This window comes from Niallia sp., from assembly GCF_031978665.1.
GTDB lineage: Bacteria > Bacillota > Bacilli > Bacillales > Cytobacillaceae > Niallia.
Genome location: NZ_DALZDK010000028.1, coordinates 1 through 21,292, shown reverse-complemented (window position 1 = coordinate 21,292; position 21,292 = coordinate 1). Strand labels below are relative to the sequence as shown.

Annotated in this window: 16 protein-coding genes; 12 read left to right on the top strand and 4 right to left on the bottom strand. The window is 36.0% G+C overall.

What is annotated here, in order from left to right; all coding sequences use genetic code 11:
• Nucleotides 1–71 precede the first annotated feature (71 nt).
• From RTL21_RS15475 to RTL21_RS15435, 9 genes are all read left to right on the top strand, one after another.
• Nucleotides 72–830, top strand: coding sequence for a DUF5683 domain-containing protein (locus RTL21_RS15475; protein ID WP_312096998.1), 759 nt, complete (start codon nt 72–74; stop codon nt 828–830).
• Nucleotides 827–1,279: a hypothetical protein gene (locus RTL21_RS15470; protein WP_312096997.1), complete on the top strand. Its 453-nt coding sequence runs from the start codon at nt 827–829 to the stop codon at nt 1,277–1,279. The genes RTL21_RS15475 and RTL21_RS15470 overlap by 4 nt, the downstream gene beginning before the upstream one ends.
• Nucleotides 1,280–1,499: 220 nt before the next feature.
• Nucleotides 1,500–2,939: an NAD(P)/FAD-dependent oxidoreductase gene (locus tag RTL21_RS15465; RefSeq protein WP_312096995.1), complete on the top strand. Its 1,440-nt coding sequence runs from the start codon at nt 1,500–1,502 to the stop codon at nt 2,937–2,939.
• 136 nt (nt 2,940–3,075) lie between these two features.
• Entirely contained in the window at nt 3,076–5,082 is a 2,007-nt protein-coding gene (locus RTL21_RS15460; protein ID WP_312096993.1) for a catalase, read from the top strand.
• Between the two features lie 188 nt (nt 5,083–5,270).
• Nucleotides 5,271–5,699 carry a MarR family winged helix-turn-helix transcriptional regulator gene (locus RTL21_RS15455; protein ID WP_312096992.1) on the top strand — a complete coding sequence of 143 codons (429 nt, stop codon included), beginning with the start codon at nt 5,271–5,273 and terminating at the stop codon, nt 5,697–5,699.
• Nucleotides 5,700–5,712: 13 nt separating this feature from the next.
• A complete protein-coding gene (locus RTL21_RS15450; protein ID WP_312096990.1) occupies nt 5,713–6,924 on the top strand; it encodes an MFS transporter in 1,212 nt (403 codons plus the stop codon).
• Between the two features lie 436 nt (nt 6,925–7,360).
• The gene (locus tag RTL21_RS15445; RefSeq protein WP_312096988.1) at nt 7,361–8,023 is read left to right on the top strand and encodes an SIMPL domain-containing protein; all 663 of its coding nucleotides are present in this window, start codon (nt 7,361–7,363) and stop codon (nt 8,021–8,023) included.
• A 304-nt stretch (nt 8,024–8,327) separates the two neighbouring features.
• A complete protein-coding gene (gene guaC, locus RTL21_RS15440) occupies nt 8,328–9,311 on the top strand; it encodes a GMP reductase (RefSeq protein WP_312096986.1) in 984 nt (327 codons plus the stop codon).
• A 173-nt stretch (nt 9,312–9,484) separates the two neighbouring features.
• A complete protein-coding gene (locus RTL21_RS15435) occupies nt 9,485–10,327 on the top strand; it encodes a hypothetical protein (protein ID WP_312096984.1) in 843 nt (280 codons plus the stop codon).
• A 104-nt stretch (nt 10,328–10,431) separates the two neighbouring features.
• On the opposite strand, the gene RTL21_RS15430 is transcribed toward RTL21_RS15435, so the two are convergent.
• Entirely contained in the window at nt 10,432–12,393 is a 1,962-nt protein-coding gene (locus RTL21_RS15430; protein WP_312096982.1) for a carbohydrate-binding domain-containing protein, read from the bottom strand.
• A 251-nt stretch (nt 12,394–12,644) separates the two neighbouring features.
• Between RTL21_RS15430 and RTL21_RS15425 the strand changes: the two genes are divergently transcribed.
• The 3 genes from RTL21_RS15425 (at nt 12,645) to RTL21_RS15415 (ending at nt 15,457) form a co-directional block, all read left to right on the top strand.
• On the top strand, nt 12,645–13,343 hold the full coding sequence (locus tag RTL21_RS15425; protein WP_312096980.1) for a polyphosphate polymerase domain-containing protein: 699 nt from the start codon (nt 12,645–12,647) through the stop codon (nt 13,341–13,343).
• Between the two features lie 26 nt (nt 13,344–13,369).
• Nucleotides 13,370–14,053: a DUF4956 domain-containing protein gene (locus tag RTL21_RS15420; RefSeq protein ID WP_312096978.1), complete on the top strand. Its 684-nt coding sequence runs from the start codon at nt 13,370–13,372 to the stop codon at nt 14,051–14,053.
• 258 nt (nt 14,054–14,311) lie between these two features.
• On the top strand, nt 14,312–15,457 hold the full coding sequence (locus RTL21_RS15415; RefSeq protein WP_312096976.1) for a SpoIIE family protein phosphatase: 1,146 nt from the start codon (nt 14,312–14,314) through the stop codon (nt 15,455–15,457).
• Nucleotides 15,458–15,577: 120 nt separating this feature from the next.
• Here RTL21_RS15415 and ltrA read toward each other — a convergent pair whose 3' ends face one another.
• The 3 genes from ltrA to RTL21_RS15400 form a co-directional block, all read right to left on the bottom strand.
• A complete protein-coding gene (gene ltrA, locus RTL21_RS15410; protein ID WP_312096974.1) occupies nt 15,578–16,852 on the bottom strand; it encodes a group II intron reverse transcriptase/maturase in 1,275 nt (424 codons plus the stop codon).
• 571 nt (nt 16,853–17,423) lie between these two features.
• Entirely contained in the window at nt 17,424–18,281 is an 858-nt protein-coding gene (locus tag RTL21_RS15405) for a CheR family methyltransferase (protein WP_312096972.1), read from the bottom strand.
• A gap of 13 nt (nt 18,282–18,294) precedes the next feature.
• Nucleotides 18,295–21,078 carry an ATP-binding protein gene (locus tag RTL21_RS15400; protein ID WP_312096970.1) on the bottom strand — a complete coding sequence of 928 codons (2,784 nt, stop codon included), beginning with the start codon at nt 21,076–21,078 and terminating at the stop codon, nt 18,295–18,297.
• Nucleotides 21,079–21,292: the final 214 nt, after the last annotated feature.

Here is a 21,292-nt window from a genome sequence, read left to right as displayed (position 1 = left end):
AATACATGAATAGGATTAATTTTTTTTCACACCCTATATATATATTCCAAAATTAGTAAGTAGGTATATAAATGAGTGAAACATTAACCTTTACAAAAGCAAAATACAGCACAGCCGGTATTTCCTATATTATGTATCATAGACCCTGCATAGTCGCTTGGTGGTCAGCTGTATTCCCAGGTTTTGGTCATTATTTGCTTAATCAATATGCACGTGGAACCTTACTCACACTTTTAGAATTAATCATTAATACAGGTGCACATATTAACGAGGCAATGGTTTATTCCTTTTGTGGAGAAGTGGAACTAGCTAAATCTGTAATCAATTTGGATTGGATGATTGGCTATATTGCCATTTATCTATTAACAGTAGGTGACAGTTATCGTGCTGCAAATCAATTTAATAAGTTGGTTCATTTATCTATTCCAAATTTATCTAATGTACAGATATTCCCAACAGAAATACAATACTTGCAGATTAGAAATCCTCTGATTAGTGCTTTATATTCCCTCCTATTTCCTGGATTGGGTCAGCTATATAATCATCGAGTATTTTTAGGCTTTTACGCAATTTTTTGGTGGTGGATGTACATTTTACTTTCGCATGTCCATAAATCACTAATATTATCCATGATTGGTGACTTTGATTCTTCCATTAAAATGTTAAACCCACATTGGTTACTGTTTATGCCTTCAGTTCTTGGTGGATCCGTTTACCATGCTTATATTACTTGCGTTCACCATAATATACTTGTTCAAGAATCACAAGAAGAACGCTTAACCAATCGATATGCTGGTTCCAAATTTAGTTTAAGAGGTGCAAAAGGATGATTATAGTCGGAACTTTTCAACCCTCCATTGAAATCGAACATGCACTTTCCGAGATTGAACAATATGGGATTCCTCCGGAAGAGATAATGGTTCTTTATATGAACGAATTACCACCTATCAGTAATAAAAAAAAATTCCCTATTGATATACATGTTTCTTCCTTTGAAATTGGGATTGCATTTGCTACTGGGTTATCAGTCATAGGCGCAAGCGTTGGCTTTAAATTATTTTTAGGACCCGTTTTCAGCGGGATTATTGCTGCCATTATCGGTTTTTTCTTCGGATATTTTCTATATTATTTTTTCCATCGAAAGAAAAAGAACTCGATGTATCGAAACATACCAGAAATTATTTTAATCATCCAAAGCCCAGAAGACATTGCTCCATCAATTAAACAAATTCTATGGAAGCATAAGGCAAAAAATGTTGGCATGAGAAAAAGGATGTAATTAAGCTAAATAACAAAGTTTAATGAAGGATAGGTTTCTGTTATTATGCAATTTCTTCTATAACGGAAGCCTTTAAACGAATTGACTAAAATTTTTTAGAAAATTTAGATATATTATACATACAATAAACAAATGAACATGTTAATATATTGGCATGACAAACTAATGTGAGGAAAGTTCACATTTGTTTTTTATTTGCAAGGGGGAGGATGTTAACAATATGAGTTTAGAAGCCTTAAATAAACGTGTACAAACAGATTTAGCTTACCTTAATTACGGAGGACCAAATTGGGTTCGTCCAAAAACTCATTCAGAGAGCCATGTTTTTGATGTAGTCATCATTGGGGGAGGACAATCTGGATTAGGAATTGCATTCGGGCTTTTACGAGAACGAGTTTCAAATATTCTCGTAATCGATGAAAACAATGAAGGACTTGAAGGACCTTGGGAAACCTATGCTCGTATGGTCACCTTACGTACCCCTAAACATTTAACTTCCATTGATCTCGGAATCCCGGCTCTAACTTTTCGCTCTTGGTGGGAAGCACAATTCGGTGTGGAAGGTTGGGAAAAAGTCGATAAAATCCCTCGTGGAGATTGGATGAATTATTTAAAATGGTATCGACAAATTCTACAATTGCCCGTTCAAAATGAAGTAAAACTAACTTTAATCGAACCACTAGAAAAAGGATTACATCGTCTTCATATAAAAAGAAACGGAACGACCCCTTCTACCTTGCTTGCTCGTAAAGTAATTTTAGCAACTGGCATCCAAGGGGGCGGAGAATGGCATGTTCCATCCATGATTTCCAACAACCTCCCTACTCATTTATATGCCCATACCTCCGCACCAATTGATTTTGATTCCTTACAAGGAAAAAAGGTAGCTATTTTAGGTGGTGGTGCATCGGCATTTGATAATGCTAATTTCGCTTTATCCCAAGGGGTCACTGAAGCACATGTATTCATCCGTCGCCCAAAAATGCAACGTATTAATCCTATTAGGCAGATGGAAGTGTCTGGAATGATTGAGCATTTCCCTGCATTATCGGATGAAGATAAATACGCAGGAATTGCTCACTTCTTTCAGCACAATCAACCACCAACGAATGATACATTTAATCGAGCATCTTCCTGGCCAGGATTCCATCTTCATCTTGGCTCACCATGGGTTAACGTAGCAGAAAAAGGAGATAAAGCTGAAATAACGACACCAAAGGGGACCTATCTCTTTGATTTTCTATTCATTAGTACCGGTTTATTAACTGATCCTAAACTGCGTCCAGAATTACGTTTAGTTGAAAAACATATTGCCCGCTGGAAAGACCGATACGATGCACCGGAAGAAATAGCATCTGAAACACTCGATGCACATCCCTATTTAAGTCTTGGTTTTTCCTTTATCAGCCGAGATAAAAAAGGAGAAGCTATGCTTCACGGCATATACTCCTTTAATTACGCAGCTTTAATTAGCTGCGGATTATCTGCTTCCGCCCTATCTGGTATGAGATATGGCATTCCTCGCATTGTTACAGCTGTAACCGATGAGTTATTTTTGGATGATAAAGAAGCTAACTTAAAAGATTTTTTTGAATATGATGTAGAGGAATTTACCAGCGAATGGCCAGCAAATCAAGAAAATCCCTCAGAGGTAGTTTAATAGAAAAAGCTAAGACTGGATTATAAGAGCAGTCTTAGCTTTTTTTATTTTTGGCATGTTTTAAATGAATAAGGTTGGGTATAAATAACAATATTGATTATTAATTAATACATATTATCATTTGGGAGGTATTGTAATGGAAAATAAAAAAATCGAGCAATTAAAGAAATACACCATTGATAATGAACAAACAGCTGGATTAACAACTAATCAAGGCTTAAAAATGGCAGAGGATGAATTCTCGTTAAAAGCTGGATTAAGAGGACCTACTCTTATGGAGGACTTTCACTTTAGGGAAAAAATGACGCACTTTGACCACGAAAGAATTCCTGAGCGTATTGTGCATGCACGCGGAGTCGGTGCTCACGGCGTTTTTCAACTATATGAATCCCTTGAACCATATACCAAAGCAGATTTCCTAAATGATACAAATAAAACAACGCCTGTTTTCGTCCGATTTTCTACTGTCCAAGGCTCTAGGGGCTCTAGTGATACCGTTCGAGATGTGCGCGGGTTTGCTGTTAAGTTTTATACTGATGAAGGCAATTACGATTTAGTTGGAAATAATATTCCTGTATTCTTCATTCAAGACGCAATTAAATTCCCTGATTTTGTACATGCAGTAAAGCCAGAGCCTCATAATGAAATTCCACAAGGAGCTAGCGCGCATGATACCTTTTGGGATTTCGCCGGACAAAATCACGAAATAGCCCATATGCTTATGTGGGTAATGAGTGATCGGGCAATTCCCCGCAGCCTTCGTATGATGGAGGGTTTTGGTGTACACACCTTCCGCCTGGTTAATAAAGAAGGAAAGGCCCATTTCGTTAAGTTTCATTGGAAACCGAAGCTCGGCATTCATTCACAGGTTTGGGATGAAGCGCAAAAGACAGCAGGAAAAAACCCAGATTTCCATCGCCAAGATTTGTATGAAGCAATTGAAAAAGGGGATTATCCAGTATGGGAACTAGGCTTACAAATCATTTCTGAAGAAGATGAATTTGCATTTGATTTTGACATATTGGATCCAACCAAAATTTGGCCGGAAGAATTGGTTCCAGTCAAAATTGTTGGAAAGATGACCTTAAATCAGAATGTTGATAATTTCTTTGCAGAAACAGAACAGGTTGCATTTCATCCTGGACACGTTGTCCCTGGAATCGACTTTTCAAATGACCCATTATTACAAGGTCGTCTATTCTCCTATACCGATACCCAATTATCCAGACTTGGTGGACCTAATTTCCACCAAATTCCGATTAATAAGCCAGTATGTCCTTTTCATAATAATCAAAGAGATGGCATGCATCAAATGGCCATTCATCACGGACAAACAAGCTACCATAATAATACATTAAATAATAACCAACCAGAACCAGTACCTGTTGAGCAAGGCGGTTATGAGCATTATCAGGAAAAGGTTGATGGCAGAAAAATAAGAGGCCGTAGCGAAAGCTTCCTTGATTTCTATTCACAAGCCAAATTATTCTATAATAGCTTAGCTCCATTTGAACAGCAGCATGTGAAGGATGCCTTTAGCTTTGAGCTAGGCAAGTGCAAGTCAGAAACCGTTAAAAATAATGCAGTAGAACTTCTCAACCGAATTGATCGTAGCGTAGCAGAAGAAGTGGCCCAAAACATTGGAGCACTATTACCCGCAGACAACTTGGAAGTAAAATCAACGAAAAAATCTCCTGCTCTAAGCATGGCGAATACCGTGAAAAAACCCGACACCCGTTGTGTCGCAATCCTTCTAAATGGAGAACCAGATAAAGCTCAATTGTCACAATGGGTTCAAGCATTAGCGGCGAATAAAATAAATTTTAGTATCGTTGATAAAACAATGCATGTGATAGATGGAGAATTAAAGGTGACCGATACGTATGATACAGCGGATTCTAGCCTTTTTGACGCTGCACTGCTTATTAGCACTAACAGAAAAATTGAGAACAAAGCCATTGAATTTATCGAAATGACTTTTAATCACTATAAACCTTTGGGTATTTCCGTAAGTGACTATGCCGTATTAAATAAAAGTCGTGTGCTCATAAACGAGACAGGTATATTCGATTTTGCGAAGGATACCATTAACGACTTTGTTACAGGTGTAGCGGAAGCTCGATTCTGGAATAGAGCCGTATAAGAAAAAAGATTTGCTTATATCTATCTGGTATAAGCAAATCTTTTTTTATCCCCTAAAACCTATATTTATAAGCTATTTGTAGTGGAAACTAACTTTCATCCCATAGACATAACCGTGCATTATCTGCTATATTATTAGTTATCAATGATAACAGTTACCTTAGATAACTATTTTCCCCTTGCAAAGGAGTGGCGAATATTAAAACCTCGCAACGTTTTTTTCACCAACTATTATTACTATATCGACCATTTGAAAATAGACTTGTTCATGTGCTAGGGACCCATCACATACAAAGGGCACAATGGACTATTCTTTTCTATTTATATGAATATGGTTCAGCAACTTTAGTGGAGCTTTCTAGTTATCAAGGCGTGGAAAAGCCAACGATTACAAGAACCATTCAACAGCTAGAATCACTTGGCTACGTAGAACAAATAACAAGTCAGGATAAACGCGAGAAAAGAATGCAGCTAACCAAGTTAGGAACAGAAACATATTTAAAGGTGCGAATTGCTGTCAACGAATTTGAGGAAGAAATTGTTCATAATCTTACAGAGAAAGAGTTAGAGGATATGATTCAAATTATGAGTAGCATTCGGAATAATCTATTAAAATAGGGGGATTTTTTTAGTGAGTATGTCAAAGGACAAATTATGGACAAAGGAATTTATTGTTATTTCCTCTGTCAATTTCTTTTTAACGCTTATTTTTTATTTATTAATGGTGACCATTGCTGTCTTTGCAGTGGGTAAATTCCAAGCTACTACTAGCCAAGCAGGTTTGGTAACAGGGATTTTTATTATCGGAACGCTAATTGGTCGTCTATTTATTGGTCAAGCCATTGATCGAATCGGTCGAAAGAAAACGTTAATGATCGGCCTTCTTTGTTTTACCATTACTACTGGTCTTTATTTTGTGGATTTAGGCATTAACTTTCTTTTATTTAACCGTTTTTTACATGGGATCACACTCGGAATTGCTAGTACAGCCGCAGGTACCATTGTTGCAGATATTATCCCCTCCACTCGAAAAGGAGAGGGAATTGGCTACTTTAGCATGAGCACAACCTTAGCAACTGCTATTGGACCTTTCATCGGATTATTTATGAGTCAACATACTACCTTCCAAGTTATTTTTAGTTTTTGTCTTCTTTTAGGAATAGTTTCACTTCTTATTGGAATTCTCGTAAAAGTACCAGAATTGGCAAAAGCTAAAGCTGACAGTACAACCAAAGCAACTGGCCTATCACTTTCTAGCTTTTTGGAGCCTAAAGCATTGCCGATTGCGTTCATAATCTTACTCGTATCGTTATGCTATTCTAGTGTTTTATCGTTTATTAATTTTTACGCAAAAGAAATTAATCTAGTAGATGCGGCTAGCTTCTTCTTTATCGTCTATGCAGCAGCCATTATGGTTTCCAGACCATTTACTGGTAGATTGATGGATAGCAAGGGTGCTAATTATGTGATGTACCCCGCTATCATTTTGCTAAGCGCTGGTCTTCTTTTATTAAGCCAGTCAGAAAGCAGTTTCACTTTATTATTATCTGGGGTATTGATTGGATTTGGGTTTGGTAACATGCAATCCTGTGCTCAAGCTGTAGCAGTAAAGGCAACTGCTCCTCATCGGATTGGACTTGCAACATCTACCTACTATATTTTCTTAGATGCAGGCTTAGGTTTTGGACCATATGTACTTGGATTCCTTATACCACTTACAGGCTATCCTCATCTTTATATGATATTAAGTGTATTGGCTCTTATTGTTATTGTTCTCTATTATCTACTTCATGGAAGAATGGAAAGAAAGACAAAAATATATACCTCCTCTTCTTCTATGTGAAAATAAGACTGTCCGCTAAAAGTGGGCAGTTTTTATTATGTTTTTTTGAGATTGGATCATATATTTCGTTTTTGGATCATATCTCTTTCCGATTGGATCATTTATTTGATTTTTGTATCATAACTCAATTAATCTTATTTTTTCTCCATTCTATTCAAGTGAAAAAATCCTTCAACCGTTCATTTTTCTAAAATAACGATAAATTTTATCTAGTTTTTCTCCTGACCTGTTGCTTTCATGCTGCCAAATTCAAAAAAATATCAAAAAATAAAATAAGAATAAATTTTCCTCATACAAATTTAAAACCTGTATATTCTTTATAGAACTGTTTTCCTTACTTCCATTAAGCTTTGCTGACTCATAGCTGTAAAGTAATCCCAGCTGATCCCCCCTCTTCGAAAGGCTATAAAAAATCTAAAAACAGAGGTGAATAATAATGTACCATTCCTCTCCCGGTTCTTATACACAATCGCCTGCCAATAGGAAATTAACGGTATACGGAAGCAGTACACTGTCCATCGAACCGACTATTTGCAAAATAACGCTTGGCATAAACACCGAGTCCAAAGATGTAACAACAGCACAGCAGGAAAATGCTAGAATACACCAGCAAGTTGTGAAATCTATTTTAAACTTAGGTATTCCTTCTACCAATATTCAAACCATTGACTATACTATTTTTCCACAATACGACTATGTGGAAAATAAACAAGTCTTTAAAAGCTATAAGGTAACCCATCTACTCTCTATCGTCGTGGAGACGATTCAGGTTGCAGGGACCGTTATTGATACAGCCGTTCAAAATGGCGCAAATCAAGTGACCAGCATTCACTTTGATGTTAGCAATCGTTCAGAGCATTATGAGCGAGCGCTTCAAAAGGCTGTAAAAGATGCTCTTTCAAAAGCGAAGGCTATTGCTAATGCATTACAAATATCAATCGATCCTGTTCCTGTAAAAATCCTTGAGATTCCTGCTAATTCTATTACTCCCATTCCACTAGCAAAGATGTCCTTTGGAGAGGTTGGAGGAATTTCTACCAATTTAGAACCTGGCCAATTAATAATAGAGGCAAAGGTTGGGGCTAAATTTTCTTACTAATTGGTATTTTTTTCTCCTGTTTATTACTATTTTGCAAACATAATATTTCCCATAAAAGTAAAACTAAAATCAGTGAGGATTTTTTCTGTCCCCACTGATTGTTTGCTGAGTGCCGAAACAACAATCTTTTAGATACCAACTTATTCTTACAGAAGATACTCCTCTCAAAATGATACCGCTTTAATAAAAAAATCCCATTTAATGAAAAATCTTTGACATCCTGGCAAAAATGATGTAAAGTACCTAATGGTCGAACGTTTTATAAATAACAAGACCTTAATATTCGTGTTTAGGAGTGTATTTAATGGATAACGTGTTTGATTACGAAGATATACAATTAATTCCGGCTAAATGTATTGTAGAAAGCCGTTCAGAATGTGATACAACAGTAACATTAGGTGGCCATACATTTAAGCTGCCTGTAGTCCCTGCAAATATGCAAACCATTATTGACGAAAAAATCGCTGTATATTTGGCTGAGAATGGTTATTTCTATATTATGCACCGTTTCCAACCAGAAACACGCAAGACTTTTATCCTCGATATGCAAGCTCGTGAATTAATCGCATCTATCAGTGTTGGGGTTAAACCAGAAGAATATGACTTTATTATACAATTAGCAGAAGAAAATATAGTTCCTGACTTTATTACGATTGATATTGCCCACGGTCATTCGAATGCAGTTATCAATATGATCAAACATATCAAAAAGCATTTACCGAATAGCTTTGTTATTGCTGGTAACGTCGGAACTCCTGAAGCAGTAAGAGAACTTGAGCATGCAGGTGCAGATGCTACCAAAGTAGGCATTGGTCCTGGTAAAGTATGTATAACAAAGATCAAAACAGGTTTTGGAACAGGCGGTTGGCAATTAGCTGCATTACGCTGGTGTGCCAAAGCTGCAAGCAAGCCAATTATTGCAGATGGTGGTATCCGTACAAATGGTGATATCGCAAAATCAGTACGTTTTGGAGCAACGATGGTAATGATCGGTTCTTTATTTGCTGGACATGAAGAGTCTCCAGGCGAAACCACCGAAAAAGACGGAAAACTTTATAAAGAGTATTTCGGTTCTGCTTCTGAGTTTCAAAAAGGAGAAAAGAAAAACGTCGAAGGCAAAAAGATGTATGTAGAGCATAAGGGCTCCTTGCAAGATACCTTAACAGAAATGGAACAAGATCTTCAGTCCTCCATCTCTTATGCAGGTGGTAAAAAATTAGAGTCCATTCGTAATGTTGATTATGTAATCGTAAAAAACTCTATCTTTAATGGTGATAAAGTATACTAATAGAAAGTTAAAAGAAGATTGCCCTACTAATTCTTTGAAGGGCAATCTTCTTTTAACAAATAAAAATAGTGACATAGCCCCGCCATGTAGGTATAATAGAGTCAACCTCTCAGAACTCCCCATTAAATAGTCAGAAATTTCAAATAAAAAAAACGAAAGGTTGATTTTATTTTATGAAAAGCTTTTCCTTCCACACTAACCACCGCGAACGAACAAAATCCTCAGAAACAAAAATTAAGCTCATTCCTCTTACTGGCACACAAAGCAGAAGCGAGATACTAAAGAAAATTGAAATTAGTTCCCAATTTAATATGCGCTATCGTGGCCTATTTGAATACTATGGCGATGATTTAATTGCCTATAAAAAGGAAAACCCTACTGATTTTTTCCGAAATGAGTTTCTGCGAACATTCTCTAGTTATCTCACTGACTATCTAGAAGATAACATGCCAGTTTCTTGGGATAGATGCAAAAAATCTTTTATCGAATTACTCCTCCATATTCACCTACCCAACTCTATAAAAATTTCCAAAGAACATAATAGTATCCAACACTTTATATCCGAATTTAAAAAGTTTTCTATATGGCTAGATCAAAGGAAAAAAACTGCTTGGACACGGATGCTAACTCCTTATGATGAGACAATTCATGAATTGCAATTATGTGAGGAATTATTAAATAAATTATATCTCCAGATGTATCCTCAATTTTTTGAATCCAATTGGGATTACAATAAAGACTTAACAAGAGTTAGCCAGGACTTCGAGAAATGTCAGGATATAGAGGACAGCTTTTTTCAAATTATAAAAATAGACGGAAATACCGTTTTTCTTTCTGATATTCATACAAATAAACAATTTCAGCTAATTGAGCTTCCTATTGACGAGCGTTATCTTGGAATAATCCTTCATGGTTCCATCGGCCGCTTAGGAGAGCAAACAACATGGTCCTTGCTTCTTACAGCAGGATTATATCCAAAACAAGCAAAGCGTTATTTAACCTTTATGGAGAAGTAACTAGCTATTCTCTAGAAGAGTATTAGTGAACCTTCACTCAAATATTTCTCCATAAAATTTAAAAAGGACATTGAGTTTCAATGTCCTTTTTATGTTCTGAAAATCTATTGAGAACTACTACCAGTAGAACCCCTTCCTTGTCCACCATCAAAATTGCCAGTTGGTGGAGTTCCTCTTTGTCCTTGACCGTCATTACTTCCCGGTCTTCCCATATTATTAGTAGGAGCTTCTGAGATTCCTGACTCATTTACATAGGTTACCGTATCAGCAACAATAAATTCGACTATCTTCTCCCCTTTTTCATAATTGAGAGTTGATATCCCATTACTTTCTACCTTTGTAGAACTTCCACCTGAATACAAAACATAGGTGTTATTCTTTACAATCTCTGGTGTACTGATGACAACGGTTTGATAATCTTTTTCAGGTTTAATTGTGGCAATCGTATTTCCATCACTATCTTCCAAATGAATAAGCGTTCCTGCTTTTTGCGTTTCTGAATAAGTCATCATAATAGAATTTTGCTCCGATGTATCAGACGTTGTTTGCGCCATACCCGAACTTCCTGAGGTAATAAGTGTTCCACCACTTATATTCAAGGTACCATCATAATCCAATGCTCCATTTCCGGCATCTGTCGGTCCACTAACAATAGTTGTACCACCAGTAATGACTATAGAACCATTTGCATCTAAACCATCTCCACCGGCATCCACATACACATTCCCTCCATTAATTGTTAAGAGCGCATTTCCTGCTGATTCCATTTCCATTCCTTCACCAGGCCCCACACTAGCACTACTACCATCACTAACATTAATACCGTCATCTGCTGTTACAACAGAAATATCTCCGTCATTTATAATGACCGTTTTTCCTTCTATTCCTTCATAACTTTTATTGACATGAATGCTTCCATTAGCAATTAATAGTTCATTCTCTGCATGAACACCATCATCACCAGTCAAAATCGAAAATTCCCCATTCATAATTATTATATTTGCATCACTATGGATGGCATCATCTAAAGTATCTAGTTCGAACTTTCCTCCACCAATAGCAATATCTACATTTGCCTTTAGCCCTTTTGTGCTAGCTGTATCTGCTGCTTCCGTCTCTTCTGCCTCACTATCTCCCCACGGCTGTCCGCCCATCATCTCCTGGTTCACTTCAATTGTTTCAGGGCTGCCTCCACCCGAAGTTAAGTGAAAAGTGCCTTCTGCAATATAAAGAGAAGATTCAGCTTGTATGCCATCCGTACCAGAAGTGATGGAAAATGTGCCATTTTCAATCGCTATCATTCCTTTTTCTTCATTCGTATTCGTTGATTTAATGCCATCTCCACCGGCATTAATATCAAAAGTTCCATTTTTAATGGCAACTAAATCTCTGCCTAAAATAGCATCATCGACAGCTGTTACTTTTATCGTTCCTCCCATAATTCGCAAATCATCTTTACTACCAATGCCGTTATCATAATTCCCATCGACTTCTAATATTCCTGTCCCATTTATGGTTAAGTCATCCTTGCTAAAGATTGCCGCATTTGGCTCACCAGATCCGTCATCCTCTGTATAGGTCTTTCCGTCAGATACATGATTTTCCGTTCCCTCTGCAACCGTAATGACAGTATCTTCTGCTTCTTTTATAAAAATGGCCGAAGATTTACTATTATTAATATCTACACCATTTAAAACCAATTGAACCTTGCCTGTATCTGGTGCATCCACTACAATCTGTCCATCATCCAGGTTTCCTTTTAAAACATATACTCCTCCAGATCTTATAGTAACTGTTGAGCCAGATGTCATTACTGCTGCCGATTCATCATAAGAAATCTCGTTCCCAGCTAACGTAATATAGATAGGATCCTCTTCCTCCCAATTTGTTACAAAATCCTCTTCGTCATAGTTAATATTTTCACTAATATATTCACTTACATTGATATCACTAAAGGAACTAGTATTACTATTTTGAGAGTTGTTTCCACCGTCCTTACTACACGCAAATAAAAATAAGGTACAAGCCATTGGTAAAACAAAATTTTGTAATTTCTTATTTTTCATTACCGCATTCTCCTTTCTTTCTGCATTCTTTTATTATGTAAATAAAACCTTAACAATTCCTTTAGAAATTTATTACACATTTCCCCACGCCCTATATAATAGGCGAGAAAAATGTCATTATGTTTCCCTTGCACACATTCACCTTTACAGAAAAAATAGAAAAAATTAATACTTACTTAAAAATCTTAAGGATAGATTAAGTTTTTTACATGATAATGTGTCCAAGGCAGTTGAAAGAAAGGAGAATAGGAATGGAAGCAAAAAAACTAAATGGCTTAAAAGGACGGACAGAATTAAAACACGAATTAAATCACATAGATTGTTATCTATTAAGAAATAAGTTAAAGCATGTGATGGAAATAGATCCACACGCTACTAATGAAGGAAAGTATCTAATTAGAAGTGTTTACTTCGATAATGTCGATAACAAAGCTCTAACACAAAAAAAGGAAGGGCTTCTTAATAGAGATAAATTTAGGGTACGATTATATGACTATAATACAAGCCTTTTAAATTTAGAAAAAAAGAGTAAACGCAATAATTTAACGTATAAAGATAAATGCAGAATTACTGCAGAGGAATATGAAAAAATCCGAGTTGGTGATATTAACTGGATGGAAAAGGACTCTCGCGATTTAATCAAGGAATTATTTATTCATATGAGTCTATATCAGCTAAAGCCTCATACGGTTGTAGATTATGAACGCGAAGTCTTTATCTACCGTTATGGAAATGTCCGGGTAACCTTTGATAGTTCTATTAAAACAAGCTTCCGAAATAATGATGTACTGAACAAGGATTTACCTATGATTGAAACCAATCCGGATATCACCATTTTAGAGATTAAATACGATGAGTTTTTGCCTGAAACAATTAAAAATCTTCTTCAAATAAGTGATAGAAGAAAAGGAACCTATTCTAAATATCAAATTAGCCGAATGTATGGATAATAACACAAATTCAAGGAGGAACAAATATGAGTAGTATTAGCTTCGAGGATATTTTCAAATCTAGTATTTTAGAAAAAACGAGTAACTTTTCAATAATTGATTCATTAATAGGACTGTTAGTAGCTTTTGGCGTCGGTTTATTTATCTATTATGTTTACAAAAAAACGTTTTCGGGTGTTATCTATTCCCACACCTTTAATATTTCCCTGATTATTATCTCAATGGCAACTGCCTTAATCATTATTGGCATATCATCCAATGTCTTACTATCCCTTGGTATGGTCGGCGCCTTATCGATTGTTCGCTTTAGAACCCCTATTAAGGATCCGATGGACTTAGTTTATTTATTTTGGGCAATCGTTTCAGGAATACTTTGTGGAGCAGGCTTTATTGTCCTCGTTATATTAGGTGCTCTCTTAATTGGACTTGTCCTTATTCTGTTTACAAACAAAATTAAGATTGAAAATCCCTATTTATTAGTCATTAAATATACAAATGAAGCATTAGAGGATTCGTTAACAAAAACACTTTCAAATCATACAAAAAAATTCTCTGTTAAATCAAAATCCATTATGCCTGGAAATGACTTTGAAGTAACATACGAAATTCGTGTAAAAGAGAATAATGCAACTTTCATCAATACCATTTCTAAACTTGATGGCGTTAAATCAGCCATTATGCTGAGCTATGATGGCAATTTTACCGCATAATAATAATCTAATATCATACACTTCCATTCCATGGGGCTAAGATAAGCCTCCGTGGATTTTAAAAACGAAAAAACATCCCATCTAAGAAAATTCTTATGTTGTGATGTTTTTTTCTTTTTCCATTCTATAATACTTATAATTATTATTATCCAATAAATATCTGTATAATTATAGTTATATATAGTTGATGGATATAAGTAAAATAAGTTACACAAATTTATTTCTTAACATCATAATAGACAAGGAGTTATAAGAAATATGACTATTCTTTTAGTAGATGACAATACCGTCAATCTATTTGTAATGGAAAAAATACTAAAAAATGCTGGGTACGATGACTGTGTATCTCTAACTTCAGCCCATGAATTATTTCATTATTTACAACTTGATGCTCCTCTTTCCACAGGGAATAGTGTGGACTTAATATTGCTTGATATTATGATGCCAGAAATTGATGGCATTGAAGCTTGTAAACGCATTAAAAAAGTGGAACACCTCAAAGATATTCAAATTATCTTTGTAACAGCATTAGAAGATAAAAATAAGCTCGCGGAAGCCTTGGATATTGGTGGCGTAGACTATATTACAAAACCTCTTAATAAAATCGAACTCCTCGCAAGAATTCGCGTTGCGCTGCGATTAAAGGCTGAGTTGGATTGGCATACCCAACACGAGAAAAAAATTCAGTATGAATTAGACTTAGCAACACATGTACAAAGAAGTCTTTTAAGTGCACCCTTAAAGGATGATCATATGCATATTGAGGTTTCTTATTTACCTTCCTTTAATCTTGCTGGGGATATGTACTACTGGCATAAAATCAACGATCACAAATATGCAATCATTCTTTTAGATATGATGGGACATGGAATCTCCGCCTCTTTAGTGTGTATGTTTATCTCCTCTGTCCTAAGAGAGTCGGTTAAACAGTTAGTAAAGCCAGACCTTGTTATCAAAGAATTAAACCGCTATATGACTTTATTAAAAAATGAAAAAGAAGGACTCCCTTTTTATTTTACAGCCATCTATTTAGTAATCGATACAAAAAAGAAAACTGTAGAATACGTCAATGCAGGGCACCCTTATGGATATATGCTAATAGATGAAAATGAAGTAGTCGCATTAGAACAAAGTACTTGTGCGGTAGGATTTTTTGACGAAATGGAAATTAACACAAAAGAAGTTTCCTTTGAGAAAGATGCACAAATTATTCTCTATACAGATGGTGTATTAGAAGCAATGGGACCATGTGAATTTGAAGCAGAAAAGCAAATCCAAGCGATTTCCTCTAAACGATGGGAACATACCAGTTCTGTAATGGATCATCTTCTTACGAAAGAGCAACAGTCAGACCAACCAGATGACATGTGCGTATTAATGATTCAAGCAAAAGGAAGCAAGTGATTAAGACTTTTGGTACATACTTTGAATGTAATACATAATCGAGTAGAGGGAAAATAAATTAATTTACTTTCGCCCCTCTCACAACACCGTACGTACGGATCGCGTATACGGCGTTTCAATTTATATTACAGTGTGTACTTTTAGATAATGTTCTAAAGCAGAGGGTAACCCCCTCTGCTTTAGTCTTTTATTTGATATTGCTCTATGGACGACTTTCGATAATCCTATAAAACGGTAACCTTTTCGACAGTAGGTTAAACCTTTCGCTTCTTCTTCCGGAATCCCTAATTGAGTAAGCGATTTGATTTGTTTCTTCGGTACTTTCCATTGCTTCCAGATGATTACTCTAATTCTGGAGCGCAGCTTCATATCAATCCGCTTTGTCGCTGCTTTCATGTTTGTGATTCTGAAGTAATTAATCCATCCGAATATGACTTGCTTCAATTTCAATATGCGATAGTCTAACGGAACACTCCAGTTCCGCTTTGTTAGTTGCCGAAGCTTCCGTTGGAATTTTTGAATTGAACTTAGATGCGGTTTTACTTGATATCTTTGGTTATTAACATCGTAATAGTAAGCGAACCCTAAAAATTTTAATTCTTTTGGACGTGAGATTTTACTCTTCTCTGCGTTAACTATTAATCCTAGTTTATCTTCTATATAGCTCACGACTGATTTCATTACTCTATTCGCTGCTTTTTCGCTCTTCACAAAAATGAGGGAGTCATCGGCGTATCTCACGAACCGTAATCCTCTTTTCTCTAATGCCCTATCAAGTTCATTTAACATAATATTGCTCAGTAATGGACTAAGAGGACCTCCTTGCGGAGTCCCAACGGGAGTTTCTTCATATTTTCCTTTTACCATGACTCCACTGACTAAGTATTTTCTGATTAACGAGATGACATCACCATCATCTATTCTGTTGGCAATAATGCGCATGAGTTTATCGTGATGAACAGTATCAAAGAATCTTTCAAGGTCAATGTCTATTACCCAATCGTGTCCGTCATTCAGAAATTCCAAGCTTTTTATTATAGCCATCTCACAACTTCTCTTTGGTCTAAAACCGTAACTAAATTCACTGAATTTCTTCTCAAATATCGGACTGAGAACTTGATGGATGGCTTGTTGAACTACTCTATCCACTACTGTTGGTATTCCCAATTTGCGCATCTTTCCATTTTCTTTTGGGATTTCCACTCTTAAGGCAGCTTGCGGTTGGTATTTTCTTGTTCTGATGCGCTGACGTAGCTCATCTTTGTTCTCTTTCAGATATTGCTTTAGTTCGTCGACTGTTACTCCATCGACCCCACTTGCACCTTTATTTTTATAGACTCTCAAATAGGCTTCGTTCATATTTTGGTTACTTAGAATCTGTTCTAAAAGTTTCACACTCGTTTCTCCTTCCCTCTCACGTAGTAAATGATAGCTCCATTTTTGGTTATCCTTTGAGATACGCTCATACTTTCACCATTAACACATTCGGAGTACGTCACTTACGCATTCGTGGTGTTGAAACACTATAAATTGTTCAGCCCTTCATGAATTAGTTTCACTACTATGGCTTTTGCTGACTTCTTGCGGTTAACCTTTTTCGACTGTACTTCTGTACATCCACAAGACCTCCCAGGGTAAGACAACTATCTTTCCTCTTTTACTCGTCTGATTTACTCTACAAAGTTACGCACACCTTTTGGACTTTGACTTGTTATGGAGCCTTATCCCTTTATAGAGCCTTAGTATCAGATTTCTGTTCGTCGAGCCAAGATTTTATTCCACGCTTCCTCCAGCCCTTGCCTCACGGAAAGTACCTTGCGCTTCCTTAGTGGTTGGTCGATGTGTACCTCCACAGTGGACTTTCACCACCTAGATAGTTGCCATGCCTGGCACACATAAAAAAGGATTTCTCCGGTGAGAAATCCTTTTTTATCGTTTTTATATGTCCAAGGTTTTAGCATCTATCTTAATAGATTTTTTGATAAAGTCTTTCACCGCCAGCAAGCTCTTTAAACCTTGGCATGACTTCCACAAAACTTAATGTCTCTTTATCTCCTAAACCTAGAAAACCTTCTTTACTTAAACTTTCATAAAATAGGTGATGCACCTGATTCTGGAGAATAGGATTAAAATAAATCAGTACATTTCTACAAATAATGACATGAAATTCATTAAAGGATTGATCGGTTACTAAATTATGCTGGGCAAAAATAATGTTTTTCAACAAATTAGAATGAAAATAAGCATATTGATGGTCTGTTTTATAATATTCCGAGAAAGCATTCGTTCCTCCGGCGAGCATATAGTTCTTCGTATATGCTTGCATTTTATGTAAAGGAAATACACCTTTACTTGCCTTTTGAAGCACATTTTCATTCATATCGGTTGCATATATAACTGCCTTGTCCTTTAGACCTTCTTCTTCCAATAAAATAGCCATAGAAAATACTTCTTCTCCAGTAGCACATCCCGCATGCCATATCCGAATCTCATCATATCTTCGTAAATGTGGGATTACTTGCTCTCTAAAGGCACGGAAAAAACTTGGATTCCTAAACATTTCCGTTACATTGATAGAGAAATCATTTAAAAGCTGTTCTAGAAAAGCCTCTTCATGTATCACTCGCTCAAGTAATCGTGTAATCGTTGGAATATTATCCATTTTCATTCTGTAGTAGATTCTGCGTGTAATAGAAGACCGGTTATATTGACGAAAATCAAAACCTGACAATCGAAAAATCCCCTCAAGCAGCAGATCCACTTCGATGTCTGCATGATCTTGACTCTCTACTTCTTGATCGTTATTCAGGAATGGATTATTCATAACCGTTCCCTCCTTACTTAACTAGCCATACCCTTAGGACGGAGTATAATTGATCCAAGTCTAGGGGTTTACTAATATAATCCGATGCACCTGCTTCTAAGCATTTTTCACGATCATTTTTCATTGCTTTAGCTGTTAATGCAATAATCGGTATTTCGGTCAAATTCATCGTTTGACGAATAATAGTCATTGTTTCATAACCATTCATATTTGGCATCATAATATCCATTAGAATGACATCTAAATCAGTTGTTCTTTCGAGAATGCTCAAGGATTCCTTTCCATTATATGCAACAAGGACATCCATCCCTATTTTTTCAAGGGTCGTTTTCAGGGCAAATATATTTCGATTATCATCATCAACAATCAATACTTTTTTCCCTTTAAATACATCATCATTCTCATCGTTAGATACCATGATTTCTGCTTTTCTTTCTTCCTCTTGTCTTTGCTCTTCTTTATCTATTTCTAGTCGAGCCTCTTGCTTTTTCACTTCCATTGTAGCAGCAACATTCATTTCACTAATATTGAGTTTTGCATCAGCTATTCCATCCGGAAGACTTGGAATAGTAAGGGTAAATGTACTTCCCTTTCCTTCCGAGCTTTTCAAGGAAATCCATCCACCTAGTAATCTAGCAAATTCTCTACAAATAGATAGCCCTAAGCCAGTACCACCATATTTGCGTACAGTTGCTCCATCTGCCTGCTGGAATGTTTCAAAGATTAATTTATGTTTATCCCTCGGAATTCCAATCCCTGTATCTGCTACCGAAATTTCCAGCCACTCGCTGCTTAACTCTCTCATGCTGCGGCTCATCTGGTTTTTCTTCTTAATATTTAATGTGACAGAACCACTTTCCGTAAACTTAAACGCATTGGATAATAAATTTTTAATAATTTGTTGGAATCTCTTTTCATCTGTATATAAGATATCTTTGAGTATTTCCTGTTTGTTTATGATAAATTCTACATCCTTCTGCTTCGCAACAGGCGAAAAACCTCTTTCTAATTGCGCTGTAATATCATTAATACTTACCTCACTAAAATGAACGTCGAGCTTTCCTGCCTCTACTTTTGAAAGATCAAGAATATCATTTATAAGCGAAAGAAGATCTTTGCCAGAAGAATGAATAACATTTGCAAACTCCATTTCTTCTGCAGATAAACGATTCGAATCATTTTCTGCAAGCATTTCCGAAAGAATTAGAATACTATTTAATGGTGTTCTTAATTCATGGGACATATTTGCTAAGAACTCTGATTTATAATTAGAATTTTGAATGACCAATTCTGTTTTTTCTTCTAATTCTTCTTTTGCTCTTTCTAAATCTCTTGACTTCGCTTCTGCATCTCTTGTTCGGTCTTCTAGTTGTTCATTGGTGGCCATCAGTTCTTCTTTTTGCATTTGTAGCTCTTCAGACTGTGACTGTAATTCCTCTGACTGTGTTTGTAGTTCTTCCGATTGAACCTGTAGCTCTTCTGTCATTGCTCGAGACTCATTTAGCAATCGAACAACTTCCATTCTACCCATAATACTATTAATCGTTATTCCGAACGATTCTACTATACCAGCAATAAGATCTTGTTGAAGCTTCGTAAATTCTGACATCGCCGCAAGCTCCAAGACAGCAATAACGTCTCCTTCAAATAAAACCGGTACAATAATAATACTTCGTGGCGAAACATCACCCAAACCAGTTGCTATTAAACGATAATCACTAGGTATTTCCTTATAGTGAATCATGCGCTGTTCTTTAGCACTTTGACCAATTAATCCTTCTCCTAATTGGAAGGTTTCTCTGCCAACCGTATCACCTGTTTCTGCATATGTTGCTGCTTTCACATAAATTTCCCTTTTTTGTTGGGCATCTTTTACATAAAATGCACCAAAGCTCGCATCTGTTTTTTTAGCAAGTTCGGTAATAAATACGCTAGACAATGATTCAATAGAAGCAATGCCTTGAAATTTCATGACAATATCCGCAACATTAGATTGCAACCATTCTCTCTGCTCTACATTGTCCAGAAGGTAATTTGTCGCTTCAGCAAGCTCTTTTATTTCATCATTGGTCCGCACATGAATGCGTGTTTTAACGTTTCCTTTAGAGGCAGCAATTGTACTAATAGTGCCGGTTACTTCTTTTATTGTTCTAACAATCGATTTAGAAATTTGACTAGCAATAATAATAGCGACAAGGGAAATCAAAACTAATACACCAAATAACGCAACGGTTACTGTATTATTTTGTTTATCCAATTGTGCTGCCCTATTAGATGATGCTGTCTTTTCTGTATCTCTGAGCGAGTTAAACTTCTCTGTAATCTCGTTTATATAATCCCGTCCAGTATCTGTCTCAAAAAATGCATTAAGCGCTTCTGTATTATTTTGCTCTTTGAATTGGATTGTTGGCTCTCCTGCTGTACTAATCCAATTCTCAATATTATCTTTTATTTCTAATAAATTTTCCTGCTGTGCAGGTTTATCGCTCATTAAATGATAAAGCTCATCAAATTGTGCTTCCCAATTTTCCTTCCCATCGTTATACGGAATTAAGTAGCTTTGATTACCTGTGATTATAAATCCACGCTGCCCTGTTTCCATATCTAATACACTTTTTTCAATGGAAGAAGTTAATTCATGTATGCGAGAATCATAATTAATAATCGAATTACGTTCCTGTTGCAAGGATCGAATTTGATTATTGAGTAAAATTACCGACACAAGTAAACAAAGTATGATAACAATATAACCAAGGATAATTTTGGAGCGAATTCCGAACTTGAATTTCGATTCCATTTAAATTACCTTCCTTAACTTAGTTTCTATTTTAATAGTATAGTATTTATGGCAAAAATGAAAAGGAAATTTGCTCTATTTTCTTCCATATTTTATTCGAGAAAAAGACTTTTTCAGTGATTTCACAAAAAGAAGCCTATTTTTTATGAAAACAGACTTCTTTTTTCTGTGAAAATAAATAATGGTTTAAACTAGATCATTTTTGTTAAAGCTA